The sequence below is a fragment of the Candidatus Limimorpha sp. genome, from assembly GCF_056203535.1.
The window spans coordinates 1-15,408 of record NZ_JBADWU010000103.1 but is presented as its reverse complement, the minus strand read 5'-3'; the positions used below and the strand labels follow the sequence as shown (position 1 = coordinate 15,408).

Genomic DNA, 15,408 nt, shown 5'->3' with positions numbered 1-15,408 from the left:
TGAAAAGCAGGCACACGAGCATTATAGTAAATTTTTTCATTAAACATTCTGTTTAAAGTAAAACATATTCTTGCGTTATCACGCTCTCCAACAATATTTTCTGCGTCCTCAACGCTTGCAGCCATCTGCCGCAAGCTGTGGTGAAATCTCCTCACCGCCTGTTTTTTTATTCTCCCTCGCAAACGGCAGACACTTGATGGCGAGGGGTAAAGGTAATGAATTTGTTCATGGGACCTCCTTTCATACAATTTAAATGTTGAATTTTCCCATCAGGCTGCCCTGCGCATTGCTGAAAACGACAAGGTAGTTGCCCGACGGCAAGTTGCTGAGCGAAATCTGCACGCCTTCATTGGCTTGGGCGTATACGGTTTCGGTATTGACAACCGCGCCCGTGGCGTTGCTGATGGTGATGGTAAGACTTCCCAAATCGGCATGGAAGTCGACATAGAGGTTGGCATCGTCGTGCGATGCACTGAGGGGTTCGGACTGGGAACGGCCTATTGGTGGAATTTTCCCTTGTAGATAAATTTCATCTGGTCCTTCGTCGCGCATGGCGAAACTGAAATTTGCATTTGCCATGAGGCAAAACATTGCGATTAGAATTGTAAATGTGCGCTTCATATTACTGTGTTTTGAAAACGCTGCAAAAATCTACTGAAAAATAGCCACTCCAAACTTTTTTCAGACACATTCCGAACTTTTTTAGGTCTTGATTTTTACAATAAATTGTAAATCAATGCCATAATCAAAAAACCATTCCAAACTTTTTTTGCAAAAATTCCAAACGTTTCAGCAATCAATACCGTGATTTTTCAACATCTTTCGGACTTTCACGCGGTTTTTATCCACCATGTTGACGGAATTCTTCAAAAGAATGGCTTCCGTTTGGCGCGGCACTCCCATCAAGAGGAACACGGCGGTTTTAAACTCGTCGTCGGTCAAACCGGGGCATTTCTTGCGAATGCCTGGCACCACATCAGGATAAAACTCTTCAGCTGCTTTCAGTGCCGCGGTCCAGAAATCGGATTTTCCATACATGGAACTGCATAAGGTTTCAAGGAGAGCCTTGTCGCCGGTGTTCAGGCGGTAAACCTCCATGTTGCAAAGAAGCCTGAACTGTTTTTTCAGACTTTCTTCCTTATAGGTATTGGCGATATTCAGCAAGTCCAAGGTTTTTTGTTGCAAGTCCGTTTGGCCTGTCTGTTGTTTTTTCTGACTGTCGAGTTCGTTTTGCAGTTCGATGGTCTGCTGCTTGAACGAAAGGAAATCGTCTTTCAGTTGAATCATTTCCTTTTTGCGGTGCAAATTAATAAGCAGCAATACGGAGAGGAAAACCGCCAGCAACAGCAAGGCAAAAACCAAAACAATAATGGTTTTCCGTCGTTGGGCAAGCTGCTGGTAGTATTGGTTTTGCTGCGCCTCGAAATCGTATTTCAGTTGCGCTTCGTACAGCGATTGTTGCAACCTTTTATGGTATTCGTCGGAAACGGCATTTATGTTTTGCTGTTGAAAATAATAAGCCGAATCCATATTTTCAATGCTTGCCTCAAATTTTGCCAATAAATTATAAATGGCAGCCCGTTCAGAACCATCTTCCACATCTTTTACCTCTTTTTGCAACTTTCCTGCATAAAACTTCGTCGAATCCAATTCGTCCATGCCCAAGAACAAGTCGGCGTAATTCAGGTGAAGGCGTATGCTGTCGTTTTCGGCTACGCCCACTGAGGCAGACTGCCTCAACAGCAGAAGCGATTCCTCATAGTCTCCTTTTTCCCTATAGATTATGCTTAACGTGTTCAGAATATAGCTTTCTTCCATTTCATTCTCAGCATCTCTTGCCAATTCCAATCCTTTTTCAAGGTAATGCACTGCACTGTCGTTTTCGTACTTTAAAGTAAATGCCGCTCCTATCGCTCTAAGCATCTGCGCCTTTTTAGACAAATTGTCGGCATAATATTTATCGGCTTGCTTAAAGTTCTTCACTGCCTCGTCATAATAGCCGGTATTGTAATTCATATTTCCCAAATAATGCTTTGCCTTTGCCATCATCGCACTGTCAGCATTTTGGCTTGCCAAGGCAAAGGCCTTGTTGTAGGCATCGACGGCGGCATCGGTCTGGCCTTGCGCTTCCAGCACGCAGGCGCTGAGCAACGTGGCCTTGGCCTGCTGCGGCAAGTCGTCGTTTTTTTCGTAAAAACGGCAAGCCTCGAAGATGGCGGTGTCGTTTTTTATCTCCTTTCCGCTCAGAAATGCGGCCTCAACATGGAGCATGACATACTTCATGCAGTCGTTTTGGCGGAACGAAACGCTGGGCGCCAATATGGAATCGAGGCTGTGCAAAGCCACTTCGGGGTTGGTGTCGATATTCTGTTCCGCCTTGCGTAACAATGTCTTAGGGTCGGGAAGGGGATTGTCTAAGCACGAAGGAAGGCAACACAAAAACAGCAAGTATATGATGAGGTGTTCAATGATTTTCATGCCACAAAAATAGGAAAATCAGCGGTTCAAAAACAAAATCCCGCCCAAATCAGTCAATGCGCCTTCGTGATGGGTATGGATTCAGACCACAACTACCAGACCATCCACGCTAAGGTGCCGTTGGCAGAAATGGACCGCTATTCAACTTCACTCAGCTCACTGACATCAGACGTGGTACCTTCACCATGAAATATGCTGAATACCAACAGGTTCCTTCCGATGTCCAGAACAAGCTCCTGAAGGAATACGAAGAAAGCCAGAAGGAAGAAGAATAATCGTTATTTCATTCCCGATATTGAAAAATCCCGTCAAATTTGGCGGGATTTTTTAGTTGCTTCCTAACAATTATACAATCATTTGGTAATCACTATCTTTTGTGTTTGGTAATATTCACCACAAAGTATTATGATGGTATAGACTCCATTGGCAAGCTCTCGCAAATCGAGAACTTTCTGGCCAGTATTTCCATCCAGTTCCACCTGCTTCACCCTTACGCCCATGGCATTGAACATGGAAAGCTCCGCTTTAATGCTGCCGTTGGGCAGCGCGTATTCCACAATTGTCCAAGTTGTAGCTGGATTGGGAAACATGTTCATTGTCAGTACGGTATGTTGCTCCGTTACGGTTAGGGAGCCTCCGTATTGCGCTTGCGGGTGTTCTTCCGTCACATCGTAACCTTGCTGAGAATCTCCTCCAGGATAGAAGTAGCCATTTTCCGACCAAACATCAAGATTGTCAGCAAAAGTGAACAGTTCTTCTAATGAAAGAATGCCATTGCCATCCGTATCCGGATTTTTGTCGTACTGCTCATGGTCAGGCATGTCTGTTTCCGTGAAAAAATCGCTCCAAGGCATTGGATTTGAACTATTTAATCCTCCAATAGTACCATAACCGATATTTTCCCACGGCCCCCAGGAATCGTTATTCTTATCATACACATGAGGATAATAGCCTAAGGCTGCGGCAGACCAATAATAGGTGAATTCGTTCACATTAAACAGCAAAGGTGTCGGTGACTTTTCATTTGAACGGCCTGTTGCGGTAATATACCTTTCCGCCCAAGAATAGCCTTCGGCATCCGAGGCCGTGAAAACCGCCCTGTTCTTACATTCTGCTTCGGAAACATCCATGAAATCGTCTACGAATCCTCCTGAATGGCAGTTCTGCATCAACAGCACCATTTGCGAACAATTGACATCCGACAACCACTCCGAAAAATCTGATGAAAAAACAGCATTGCCCGTACTTCCAGGCGGATTCATGTTGAAGAAAGATTCATTTGTCGAACTGCTTCTTTCGCCATGTCCGGTGACGTAAATAAACAACTTGTCGTCAGGTGTGAGTTCCCACTCATGTCCGATGTGGAACTTTTCCAAGAAAATCTGAAGATTCTGCCTGCCGTATGCCCAGCCAAAGTCTGAATAAAAGTCAGATGTGCCATCATGGTCCAAATCATGGCTATAATGACCAGATAAGGAAGGATGCGGAAGTACAAATACATGACCGTTATAATCGCCGTACACGTCATTTGTGTTGGGAATAAATCCGTTATCAATCAACGTGTTATAAACGCATGACAAATCTCCCCAAAACCTGCCATTCGAGCTATAATAATCGCCGACATCGCCGCATATCAGCACAGCCCACAAATGAGGATCTTGCGGCAAAATGTCTTTTGTGGGGTCAGAAGCAATGTCCGATTCGAAATCGACAGGTTGCGGCCTGTCCATTAATGAAACCATCATAAAATTCTCCCAATTTTTAGGGAATGTGGTATTTTCAATTATATTGAACTGACCCGTATTTGAATCTAACAAACAATAGTTGCATGGATGAGACCAATTAGCAAATGGAAGCAAATCAATGAAATAACCATAGCAATTGTTGTAAGGCACGGAGATTATCGTGCCGTCAAAAAGTTGAATGCTATCATTTCTGTGCAATAATTCAGGGAAAGAATAGATGTCAACATATTCAATGATTGTATCATAAATCTGGTTGGTGACCAGTGCATCCGCCTGCTGGCTGGTGATTTGTGCCACGGCAATGTTGAAGGCCTCGAGGCAAGCGATTATTAATAAGGCAAACTTTTTCATGATGAATGAATTTCAAAAGTTGGTGCTATGTGCTTCATGTTCGACATGGTTAGTTCAATTTTCGATGCAGCAAAGTTACGATATGAAAAACCAAAAAGTCAAGAGGAAAGTGATTTTTTAAAGAAACATGCCAAACGAAACAATGTCTAAAGTCCCAAAACTATACCTGCTCCGTACTTCGTCCAATGCTTGCTCATACTTCGCTCAATGCTCGCTCAATCTAAGGAATTGGACGATTTGTGCATTAGGTTATTACAAATAATAATTGAAGTACAGTGAAGACCTTGGGAAACGACAGGCAGCTGACGCTGCAAAGCTATATAGGTTCTGTCGGGAAATGTTGAGCAGAAATATAATGAGGCATCCTATACTTGTCATGCCACAAAATAGGAAAATCAGCGGTTCAAAAACATTATCCCGCCCAAATCCGTCAATGCACCATCGTACAATTCGATGATATTGAAGCTATTGCGCAAAAGGAAAGCATCTAATTCGGGTTTTTCTTTCAGGTTTTGCGTGTTGCCGCAAACCACAAGATTTTGGTTGAAAACGCCGCAACAACCTGGGAAAAATCCGTAGTCGTGACCTTCCAAATGAACTTGGCGCGGATTGATGAAAAGGACATCGAAACCCGATTCCTGTAATTTCTTGCCAATGCCCAAATCGGAAGTGATGAAAGCTTTTTCGCTCAAAGCCAAAAGATTGCAGCGCGTATAGGCTTGATTTACATTGATTTGCTTTTTGTTGGCGTAGAGTTTCAGAATCCGTTCATCGGTAAATTTCAGGTTGTGAACCAAAATATTTTTCGTACCGCAAGCATTGTAATGCACCGTTTCGGGATGCGCAAAACCTAAGGCTTGCTTGCCGCGCATCAGTTTTATGCCCGCCTTATGCAATTCTGCAATCCATTCTTTCGGAGTGTTCGGTGCAAAAACAAGTTGGTTTTCAGCATATTGGAAAAAGAAAATATCGGGATGGGCAGCAATGGACGGATAAACAAAACTGACAGGTTCGAGCCAAAGAACATTTCCAAAAGCCGCTAATTTTTGTTTTGCAGGTTCAGGCATTAATGCAGAGGCAAGGATTATGGTCTGCTTGCTTTCGTCGGAAATCTCATAGCGGAAATCGGCAGGGGAGAGGCTGTCATCACAAAGAAAATCAACCTGTTGGAACGAATTAAGCAATATTTTTCGGTTTGTCGCCTGATAGCCAATGGCATTGGTGCGCTGCGATGAATGTGTATATATGATAAGACGCTTGCCTTGGCCTTGAATCGTAGCATATTTCCGCCGCCAGACCTCACCGAAAACCATCTCGGCAAAGTTATGATGATAAGGTCCCGCCACACAATCGCCGCCATCCAATTCATCGGAAGGATGCAAGCCTATACGCAATACATTTACCTCGTTTTCAATAAAATAAGAATAAATATCCGCTGAGTGCTGAACAGCCTCATCAATGTTCAAAGGCTGATATTGTCCTTTGCGGAAACGCTTTTCAAGCACCGTGTCTTTCACCACTAGACAAGGATAAATGCGCGTTTCCTTTGCGCCAAGCGAAACAATGTCTTTTGCAGTCTGGAAATCCTTTTCAGGGGAAGAACCCGGTAAGCCAATCATCATTTGCAGACCCAAAGTGAATTCCTCGGCAAGAATCATTTCCGAAGCCGATTTTATGGCCTCAAAATCATGGCCTCGCCCACATTGCAAAAGCACTTCATTGTCAGTCGATTGTGCGCCAAGTTCAATGTTGCGCATCCCGAATTTTTTCAGCACTTTCAGTCTTTCCTTATTAATATAATCGGGGCGCGTGCTGCAACGGATACCTTGAATCTGACCGCTTTCCAAATACGGTGCAACCGTTTTCAAATAATCATCCTGCATTTTTTCGGGCAAACCGGTGAAATTTCCACCGAAAAAAGCCACTTCAACAAACCTGTCTTTTTCCTTAAATGATTGCAAATGTGAGTCTATGATATGTTTTACTTGCTCACAATCAGGAATTTGACTTTTACCCGCAATGCTGAACTGATTGCAATAGACACAGCGGAACGGGCAAGCCAACTCGGGAAGAAAAACAGGTATGTTATAGTATTTCATGCCGCAAATTTCGGACAAAAAACGCAACCAAACGAAAAAAGATATACTTTTGCAATTTTGTAGCAATTAATAGAGTTATTAATAGAAAAATCTCATAAAAATGAAAAGCAAACTCACAACCATCGCAATGATTCTTCTGGCTGCATTCATCACGCTCGGAGGAACGACAAGTTGCAAAAGCAAGAAAAGACTTGCAAAAGAAGCTGCCGAAGCAGAGTACAAATCGAAAGTGGCTGAAGCCATCAAGGATTTGAACGCCATTTTGGACGACGAAACCCTTTGGACTTTGGAAGAAAAGGAAGCCCGCGTGCAAACCATTAAGAACTGGAACCTGCAAAATGCCGAAGTCGACGACCTGCTGTTCCAAGTGGAAAAGAAACTGGCCCGCGAACGCGCTCAGAAAAACGAAGAGGAACGCCGTGCCGCCGAAGAACGCGAACACGCACAATCGACTAACGTTGTGTTGGAAAACAACTTCCGCAGCATTGCCAACGCCGGCAGCATTTCGCAAGCCAACCGTGTCATCAATGAAACCTTGGGAATGTTTGAATCGAACAACGTTCCAGTGCTGATTATCATCAGTCAAGCCGGCGGCTTCAACGATTACGACCGCCCGACCACCATTGAAAAATATCTCAATTACCTGAAAGACCAGAAGATTTCGCGCAACAGTGTCAACGACATCAAATACAACACAAACGGCAAAATCAGCGAACTGGAACTCATTAAAAAATAAGGTAAATCGTAGTTAAATTATTGTTTGTCAATTAGAAAGGAAATAAAAATGAAAAAGATATTAGCAACATTAGTCATTGCATTATTCGTTGTCGGCAGTGCCATTGCACAAGATGAACTGAGTTTCGAACGCAAACAGGCCATCGACAGTCTGGCATTGGAAAAAGTCAGAGACCTGAGCAAATACATCAAGATTGCAGGATCGAAAGACACACCTTTCAGCGAAGCAAACCGCGTCATCGACCGTGCTGAGGAACTGTTTATGAACGATGCTGAAATTGGTGTTTCATCGCTGTCGTCGAACACAATTCAGTATTACAGAGTACGCAAATATTTCGAGCGTCTCATGCGCCTGAACTATGACCGCGTTGAAATTGAATGGTACAACATCGAGTATGTCAGCGACTTACAGCGTCAACCTGATGGAACCTACGTCGGTGTCATCACCATTTTCCAAACCTTCAGAGGCTACGATGCAGAAGGCAACTTGGTCTACAAAGACACGACCAAGAAAGACATCACCGTGTACGTGAAGCGCAAGGAAACACAAATCGGTGGCCGCACCATCGGCTTCTGGGATGTTTTGCTCGGCGACATGCGCGTCAAGGAAACGACAAACAGATAACAAGGTCACGGGAATACGAGGCAACGAGGTCACGAGGTCATAAAAATCTTCGTAACCCCGTAGCCTCGATGTCTCGAACCCCCGCAACCTCGAACCCCCATAAATTGGTTTTTCAGATGAAAAGATTTCGGATGATAATCATCGTGGTTTTGTGTGCCATAAGCTCATATTCGGCTGTGGCCCAAACCGTTGGCAATTTCATTAAAGATGAAACCGAACTGTATGCCATGACCAAACAGATGGGGCAGTTTATGCGACGCTTCAATTACGAAGAAGACCAGTTTGGCTACAAGCTGAACCCGAAAGACCCGAAATACCGCAGCAACGAAATGCGGCAACAGTCGCTGCCCATTCTGTTCGACCACGAAAAATTCGGCATCAATTCGGAACTGGAACGCTATTTCATTGAAGACGTCACGAAAGACGATTCCGGCTACATGACTTTCTTAGGCGGCAGATGGTTTTCGGAAGTTTCGGCAACTTTTAAATACAACGGAAAAATCGTTCCAATTTCATTGATTCTAACCATCGAAAAGGAAGGCCTCGGCTCAAAATGGGTGCTGACCAATGTCTATTTTTCCGAATACAACAAACTTTTCCCAAATGGTGAAATCGCTGAAAAGGAAAAGTATTTCCTGCACCCGATGAGTCACGAACTCGATTTCATGAACATCTACAAAGCCTTTCAGACACCTGAAGTCATTGAATATTACGCATCCAAGGAATACCAACCCGATTACCTGACCTTGTTTTTCTACGAAATCAAGAAAGGAAACCTGAAATTCCAGCAAGTTGATTCGGTGAAATTCCACGTCTTCCAAATCAAGGACTGGTATTTCGAAGTGTCGTGGTTCAACCGCTCGGGCAACAACTCGGGCTGGCTCATGTCGAACATCATTTATATGCCTGAAAAAGAAAAGGCCAACCTTATCAAATTCTACCAACCATGAAAAAGATTTTTTCCACCATTATAGCTTTATTTTGCCTGATTGGATTGTGCCAGGCCCAGAAATTGTCGAAAGACGAAATGCAGAAATACGAAGCCGAAGTGCGAAGTATGATCACCTATTTTGAAGAAACCTTGAACTTCATAGGCGACACGACATCGACAGCTCAGGAAAAGGAAATCATTTTCACGGAAAGCTGGAGCAAAATCTTCATCGACGATAAGGTACAGATTGAAGATGACTTGGACAACAACCGCAAGACACCTATTAATAAAGACGTTCAGGCCTATCTGAAAGACATCGACTTTTTCTTCAAGAAAGCCATGTTTCAGTTTGATATTCAAAACATTGCCAACAGCACAAGAGAAGATGGCTCGATATTCTTCAAGGTAAATCTGACCCGCCATTTGACCGCAGTCACCATCAACAATGAAAAGGTTGACAACGTGAAAAACCGTTTCATCGAAATCAACCTCGACCGCCAGAACAGCAACATGAAAATTGCCAGCATCTATACTTCGAAAATCAATGAAAAAGAGGAACTTAGAAACTGGTGGAACGCACTTTCGGGCAATTGGAAAAAGAGACTGGGCGAAGGCATAAAACTCTACGACAGCATCCCGATTGAGACCGTCGGCATGATTACCAGCATCGATTTCATTGCTTCCTATCCTGTTGAAGACCTGATAAATGGCACGGAAATGCGCGACAAAGTCTTCAAAAACGACATGGCCGAACTCGACAGCAAACTGAAATTGGTCACGCAAAAACAAAACGTCGACATTTCAGGCATCCGCGAAATCATCAGCGCAGAGCCATTAAACGAACTTTCCGATTTGGTCAGCCTCGACATTTCGGGCACTTCAATCGAAGACATTTCGCCTTTGCGCAGCGCCAACAAACTGAAGATTTTACGTGCCAATTCAACCTTAATCAATGATATTTCGGCCCTGAAATACGACATCACTTTGGAGGAACTTGAAATTGCCAACACCGTGATTGATGACATTTCGGTCCTGCAATCGCTGAGAGGCTTGAAAAAACTAAACATTGCCAATACTTTGGTCAACAGTCTGAGAGATGTGAAAAACTGCCCCGAACTGACCCAACTCAATGCCAGCGGCAGTAAAATCAGCGGCATTTCGCCGATTCAGGATTTGGAACACCTTGTTTCCATCGACGTCAGCAACACCACCATTCGCGACCTTTCGACCTTGACAGACAAGACAACCCTGCAAAGCGTGAACGTTTCAGGAACCGCCGTCAGCAATCTGCAAGCCCTGAACGAATTGGAAAACCTGCGCGAACTGTATTGCAGCAACACCAACATCAAGGATTTGACGCCCGTGAAAAACCATCGCCGCCTTGGAAAAATCTATTGCGACAAAACCAAAATCGGCATCGAAGAAGCCAGCGCTTACACCAAGGAAAACCCTTATACCTTAGTCATTTACGACACGGAAGCCTTGCGCGAATGGTGGAACAACCTGCCGATTTACTGGAAAGCCATTTTCTCGAAACAAATCAACTTGGAATCGGAACCCAGCACCGAGCAACTGCACGAAATCATCAACATGAAGGAACTCGACCTTTCTGGCAATCCATACATTCAGAACCTGTTGCCTGTCAGCCGTTTAACGAACTTGCAGAAACTCAACATTTCGAACACCGAAATCAGTAATCTGATGGCTTTGCAAGGCATGTTCAACTTGGAAAACCTCATTCTGAAAAACACTTTCGTTGACGATTTAAGTCCATTGCAAGACATGAACAGTTTGCGCGAACTGAACATCGAGAACACGCCGATTACCAACCTGACACCATTAGCGACAGATGCAAATCTGGAAACCGTTTGGGCCGACAGCACCAACATTAAAAAACACAATGTGGTGGCACTGAAAGAAATACAAAAACAAGTCACGGTAGTATTCCAATCGGAAGACCTGAAATACTGGTGGACAAACATTGACGACACATGGAAAGAAATTTTCAGGGCACACGTTCCGTATACTTCAACCATGCCGACCGATTTGCAGTTGCAGCAAATCATCGATTTGCGCGAAATCACCATCGACCCGGAAATGCAAATCGAGTCGCTGGCTCCGATTGCAGATTTGACCTGGATTGAATCGCTCACCGCAAACAACCAGAGCATCAGGGATTTGAATCCGCTTTCAAACAAGATTTACCTGAAAGAACTCAACATTCCGAACACGCCCGTCAAGAGCTTGGAACCTATTGAAATGGACACCGCATTGGTACTGCTGAATATCGAAAACACGCAAATCGACGAATTGGATCCGCTGAAGAACATGCTCAACCTCAACACATTGAACGCCAGCGGAACTCCTGTCAGTTCATTGAAGCCGTTGACTGGATTAGTGAATTTGGAAAAACTTTTCATCAACAACACCGATGTGAAAAACCTTTCACCGATTGAAGATCTGGCATCGCTGAAACAGCTGAAAGTCTACAACACGAGAGTGAGAAACAAGACCATAGAAAAGTTGCAGGAGAAACGTTTGGATTTGAATATCACTTACTATTAAAGACGAAGGGGTTAAACGCAAATTTCCAATAATTATCCATTAATAAATGAACAACAAACAATTATTGGTTCATTTGTGGAAATTTGCGTTTTTCCTTTTTTCGAATTTATGTTTGCCCAAAACAAAAAACTAATAAAAACTTTTACTATCTTTGACGCAAATTTTATCTCCGAATGAACGAAGAAAACAACAAATGGTTAGTTGTCGTCAATCCTAAGGCTTGCATTGGAAGGGGAGAAAAGGATTGGCCAACGATAAAACAGATTTTATTAGAAGAAGGCTTTGATTTTGAGGCTGTTGTAACGGAACATCAAGGTCATGCCATCGAAATTGTCAGGCAAGGCATTGCCGAAAAAGGTTTCCGCAAAATCATTTCCGTGGGCGGCGACGGCACCAACAACGAAGTCATCAACGGCATTTTCACACAAAACACGGTTCCAACCAACGAAATCACGATGGGCACGATTCCAGTCGGAACAGGCAACGACTGGGTCAAGACTTTCGATTTTCCGACAGATTACCAGAAAATTGTGAAAATCCTGAAAGCAGGACATATTTTCGCCCACGACATCGGAAAAGTTACCTATTACAACGACGGCGACCCAAAGACACGTTATTTTCTGAATGCCGCAGGAACCGGTTTGGATGAGATGGTCTGCGAAAAGACCAACATTATGAAACAGCAAGGCAAAGGCGGCAGAATCAGGTACTTGCTGAACACGGCTTCCTGTCTTTTGAAATTCAAGACACCACACATCGTGATTGAAATAGACGGAAAAGAAGTCTTCAACGACAGGATTTTGAGCCTTTCGGTCGGAAACGGAAAATTCATCGGCGGAGGCATGATGATGATGCCCAATTCCATTCCCGACGACGGACTTTTCGACATCACTGTCATCAAAGAAGTACCGTTTTTTTGTTTCGTCACGAAAATCAACAGCATTTTCGATGGAACTTTCATCCATAAAATGAAACAGGTTTCAACATTCCGAGGCAGAAAAATCAAAATCATGTCAAAGCCAGAACATTCTTTATTCCTTGAAACTGAAGGCGAAACGTTCACAAACTCGCCTTTCGATTTCGAAATTCTTCCAAAAGCAGTCAACATGCTTGTCAAACAAAACGCGGGAAGAAAAGCACACATTGAAAAATCCTAAATACATAACATTATGATAAACATTGATCAAGTAAACTTTGAAAACAAGCGCGTTGTCGTCCGCGTCGATTTCAACGTCCCATTGGACGAAAACTTCAATATTACTGACGACACCCGTATGCGTGCAGCCATGCCGACCATTCAGAAAGTCATCAACGACAAAGGCATGATCATCCTGATGTCGCACCTTGGCCGCCCGAAGAAAAACCCAGACCCGAATTTCTCCATGAAGCCGATTTTGGCCCATCTGAAGGAACTTGTCGGAAAAGACGTAGCATTTGCCGAAGACTGCGCAAAAGCTGCCGATAAGGTCGCTGCTATGCAGCCTGGCGATGTCCTGCTGCTCGAAAATCTTCGTTTCTACGCCGAAGAAGAAGGCAAGCCACGCGGCATTGAAAAAGGCGAAGAAGGCTACGATGAAGCTAAGAAAGCCCTGAAAGCCTCGCAAAAGGAATTCACCAAGACCTTGGCAAGCTATGGCGATTACTACATCAACGATGCATTCGGCACCGCACACCGCGCCCACGCTTCCACCGCTTTGATTGCCGATTATTTCGATGCCGACCACAAGATGTTCGGCTACCTGATGGGCAAGGAAGTGGCAGCCGTCAACAAGGTGATGAACGAAATCCAGCGTCCATTCACAGCCATCATGGGTGGTTCGAAGGTTTCTACAAAGATTGACATCATCGAAAACCTGCTCACAAAGGTTGACAACCTAATTCTTTGCGGCGGCATGACTTACACCTTCAAGAAAGCCCTCGGCGGCAAAATCGGCAATTCGATTTGCGAAGACGATAAGCTTGACCTCGCCCTCGAAATCCTCCAGAAAGCAAAGGACAAAGGCGTGAACCTTTACCTTTCGTTCGATGTCGTGGTTGGCGACAAATTCTCAAACGATGCCAACACGCAAGTCGTTGATCCAATGAATGTTCCTGATGGTTGGGAAGGCATGGACTGCGGTCCTGAAAGCCGTAAATTCTATGCCGGCATCATCAAGCAATCGAAGACTATCCTTTGGAACGGACCTTGCGGCGTGTTTGAATTCGACAAGTTTGCAGAAGGTTCGCGTGCCTTGGCAGATGCCATTGTTGAAGCTACCGAACAGAACGGCGCTTATTCACTGATTGGCGGCGGCGACAGCGTCAGCTGCATCAACAAGTTCGGCTTGGCCGACCGCGTAAGTTACGTTTCAACCGGCGGCGGCGCTTTGCTCGAAGCCATCGAAGGCAAGGAACTGCCTGGCATTGCTGCCATTAAGAAATGATTTATTAATTTCATCTGCTTTTGGCTATTAGCCTTTGGCTTTTGGCTTAGCTAATCATTAAAATAGAAAAAACTTCTATTTAATGAATCGGTAAGCCAGTGGCCAGCAGCTAATAGCCAAAAGCAATATTATGTCCGTCATGTCAAAAACCATCGTCAACATTATTGATAAAAGCGACCCTTTGCCAGCTTATCTATTCACAAAACAAGTCCACGCTAGTGGCGATAAGTTCCTTTTCATTTCAACCAAGGAAGAAGCCGACAGCATTGCTATTCTGACCAAACAATTGGCTATCAACGAAAACGATTTCGAAACCATCATCATTGAAAGAGAAAACGGAAAATTCCTATATGAACTGATTTGTCGCAAGATAAAGGAAAGACTCAACAAGGAAACGGAATATTACGTCAATCTGGCAGGCGGTTCGCGTTACATGGCTTTGTCGGTGCAACATGTGTTTGAAGATTTCAAATCATTGTTTTTCTACACGCAAACACGTGAAAATCAAATCGTAAAGACCATTTTTGATAACAGCATTTACGACAACGACGATGTGGTTTACCCGATAGACTATCGCATGACGCTCAGCGAATATTTCGAACTTTACGGTTTGGACCACGATGCCAACGAACCGCGAAAAGCCGTACGTGATGCTGCCTTCGCAAAACATCTATTCACTTTGTTTTCTCAAAATTTGCTCAGTCAGGGCGATTATAAGGCAATGGATATTTTGCGCGAAAAATACCGTAATTGGAAATTTATCAGGATTTCGGAAGTCGAACACCCAACAAAAGATTACATGACGGCCATTCCGAATCTCAGCAAGTTTCTGGAATTCATCGGTTTTGTGCCAAAAATGAAAAATTCGCTGCAACGTGAAGAAATTGAATACCTCACTGGCGGATGGTTTGAGGAATATGTCTACTATCTGATAAAAGCAACCGTAAATCCACAGGACATTGCCATGGGCGTTCACATTTCGAGCAACAGCCTGAAACACAACAACGAACTCGATGTCTGTTTCATGAAAGCCAACAAACTGTATGTCATTGAATGTAAGACAGGTGTGAACAGCGAAAGCTTGTTCAATGAAATCGTTTACAAGGTATGCGCCCTGAAAGAAGTGCTGCTTGGAATCAGCAACTCCTACATTTTTTCGCTGAAAAAAGACTACAAAGGCAATTGGAGAAAGACGGCCAACTACATGGATATTTCTTTCTGCGACTACAATTGCCTGACAAAACCGCAAAACATTAAGAAAGTGATTAATAGAATGGTGGAAATTGCGAAAGAGTGAGATTATTAATTATGGAAATTCCCTTAGTACATGACAAAAATTTCAAGAAGAGCAAAAAAACGGAAAAATCCGGTGTTTTTTTTAGTTAAAACACTTGCATAATATCTTGGAAATCAGTAACTTTGAAGAAAATTTCCTATGTTTTCCATAGCTACTGAT

11 protein-coding genes are annotated in these 15,408 nt (G+C 43.7%); 7 read left to right on the top strand and 4 right to left on the bottom strand.

Annotation, left to right across the window (positions count from 1 at the left end):
* Window positions 1-249 precede the first annotated feature (249 nt).
* The 4 genes from AC06MN_RS12235 to AC06MN_RS12220 all read right to left on the bottom strand — a co-directional run bounded on the left by AC06MN_RS12235 (window position 250) and on the right by AC06MN_RS12220 (window position 6,673).
* A complete protein-coding gene (locus AC06MN_RS12235; RefSeq protein WP_475672669.1) occupies window positions 250-621 on the bottom strand; it encodes a DUF3244 domain-containing protein in 372 nt (123 codons plus the stop codon).
* A 168-nt stretch (window positions 622-789) separates the two neighbouring features.
* Window positions 790-2,478 carry a tetratricopeptide repeat protein gene (locus AC06MN_RS12230; protein ID WP_475672668.1) on the bottom strand — a complete coding sequence of 563 codons (1,689 nt, stop codon included), beginning with the start codon at window positions 2,476-2,478 and terminating at the stop codon, window positions 790-792.
* A 353-nt stretch (window positions 2,479-2,831) separates the two neighbouring features.
* Window positions 2,832-4,574 carry a T9SS type A sorting domain-containing protein gene (locus tag AC06MN_RS12225; protein WP_475672667.1) on the bottom strand — a complete coding sequence of 581 codons (1,743 nt, stop codon included), beginning with the start codon at window positions 4,572-4,574 and terminating at the stop codon, window positions 2,832-2,834.
* A gap of 395 nt (window positions 4,575-4,969) precedes the next feature.
* Window positions 4,970-6,673: an elongator complex protein 3 gene (locus AC06MN_RS12220; protein WP_475672666.1), complete on the bottom strand. Its 1,704-nt coding sequence runs from the start codon at window positions 6,671-6,673 to the stop codon at window positions 4,970-4,972.
* Window positions 6,674-6,773: 100 nt separating this feature from the next.
* Between AC06MN_RS12220 and AC06MN_RS12215 the strand changes: the two genes are divergently transcribed.
* From AC06MN_RS12215 to AC06MN_RS12185, 7 genes are all read left to right on the top strand, one after another.
* Window positions 6,774-7,409, top strand: coding sequence for a hypothetical protein (locus AC06MN_RS12215; protein ID WP_475672665.1), 636 nt, complete (start codon window positions 6,774-6,776; stop codon window positions 7,407-7,409).
* 48 nt (window positions 7,410-7,457) lie between these two features.
* A complete protein-coding gene (locus AC06MN_RS12210; RefSeq protein WP_475672664.1) occupies window positions 7,458-8,033 on the top strand; it encodes a hypothetical protein in 576 nt (191 codons plus the stop codon).
* A gap of 116 nt (window positions 8,034-8,149) precedes the next feature.
* Window positions 8,150-8,983, top strand: a complete 834-nt coding sequence (locus AC06MN_RS12205; RefSeq protein WP_475672663.1) for a hypothetical protein — start codon at window positions 8,150-8,152, stop codon at window positions 8,981-8,983.
* Window positions 8,980-11,529: a leucine-rich repeat domain-containing protein gene (locus AC06MN_RS12200; RefSeq protein ID WP_475672662.1), complete on the top strand. Its 2,550-nt coding sequence runs from the start codon at window positions 8,980-8,982 to the stop codon at window positions 11,527-11,529. The genes AC06MN_RS12205 and AC06MN_RS12200 overlap by 4 nt, the downstream gene beginning before the upstream one ends.
* 173 nt (window positions 11,530-11,702) lie before the next feature.
* The gene (locus tag AC06MN_RS12195; protein ID WP_475672661.1) at window positions 11,703-12,686 is read left to right on the top strand and encodes a diacylglycerol/lipid kinase family protein; all 984 of its coding nucleotides are present in this window, start codon (window positions 11,703-11,705) and stop codon (window positions 12,684-12,686) included.
* Between the two features lie 12 nt (window positions 12,687-12,698).
* On the top strand, window positions 12,699-13,952 hold the full coding sequence (locus tag AC06MN_RS12190; RefSeq protein ID WP_475672660.1) for a phosphoglycerate kinase: 1,254 nt from the start codon (window positions 12,699-12,701) through the stop codon (window positions 13,950-13,952).
* 130 nt (window positions 13,953-14,082) lie between these two features.
* Complete coding sequence (locus AC06MN_RS12185) at window positions 14,083-15,249, top strand: Card1-like endonuclease domain-containing protein (RefSeq protein WP_475672659.1); 1,167 nt, start codon at window positions 14,083-14,085, stop codon at window positions 15,247-15,249.
* The last annotated feature ends 159 nt before the right edge of the window (window positions 15,250-15,408 follow it).

What these genes read in the sequence shown, in the direction of transcription:
- AC06MN_RS12235 (WP_475672669.1), bottom strand. Translation starts at nt 621, where the DNA reads ATGAAGCGCACATTTACAATTCTAATCGCAATGTTTTGCCTCATGGCA.
- AC06MN_RS12230 (WP_475672668.1), bottom strand. Translation starts at nt 2,478, where the DNA reads ATGAAAATCATTGAACACCTCATCATATACTTGCTGTTTTTGTGTTGC.
- AC06MN_RS12225 (WP_475672667.1), bottom strand. Translation starts at nt 4,574, where the DNA reads ATGAAAAAGTTTGCCTTATTAATAATCGCTTGCCTCGAGGCCTTCAAC.
- AC06MN_RS12220 (WP_475672666.1), bottom strand. Translation starts at nt 6,673, where the DNA reads ATGAAATACTATAACATACCTGTTTTTCTTCCCGAGTTGGCTTGCCCG.
- AC06MN_RS12215 (WP_475672665.1), top strand. Translation starts at nt 6,774, where the DNA reads ATGAAAAGCAAACTCACAACCATCGCAATGATTCTTCTGGCTGCATTC.
- AC06MN_RS12210 (WP_475672664.1), top strand. Translation starts at nt 7,458, where the DNA reads ATGAAAAAGATATTAGCAACATTAGTCATTGCATTATTCGTTGTCGGC.
- AC06MN_RS12205 (WP_475672663.1), top strand. Translation starts at nt 8,150, where the DNA reads ATGAAAAGATTTCGGATGATAATCATCGTGGTTTTGTGTGCCATAAGC.
- AC06MN_RS12200 (WP_475672662.1), top strand. Translation starts at nt 8,980, where the DNA reads ATGAAAAAGATTTTTTCCACCATTATAGCTTTATTTTGCCTGATTGGA.
- AC06MN_RS12195 (WP_475672661.1), top strand. Translation starts at nt 11,703, where the DNA reads ATGAACGAAGAAAACAACAAATGGTTAGTTGTCGTCAATCCTAAGGCT.
- AC06MN_RS12190 (WP_475672660.1), top strand. Translation starts at nt 12,699, where the DNA reads ATGATAAACATTGATCAAGTAAACTTTGAAAACAAGCGCGTTGTCGTC.
- AC06MN_RS12185 (WP_475672659.1), top strand. Translation starts at nt 14,083, where the DNA reads ATGTCCGTCATGTCAAAAACCATCGTCAACATTATTGATAAAAGCGAC.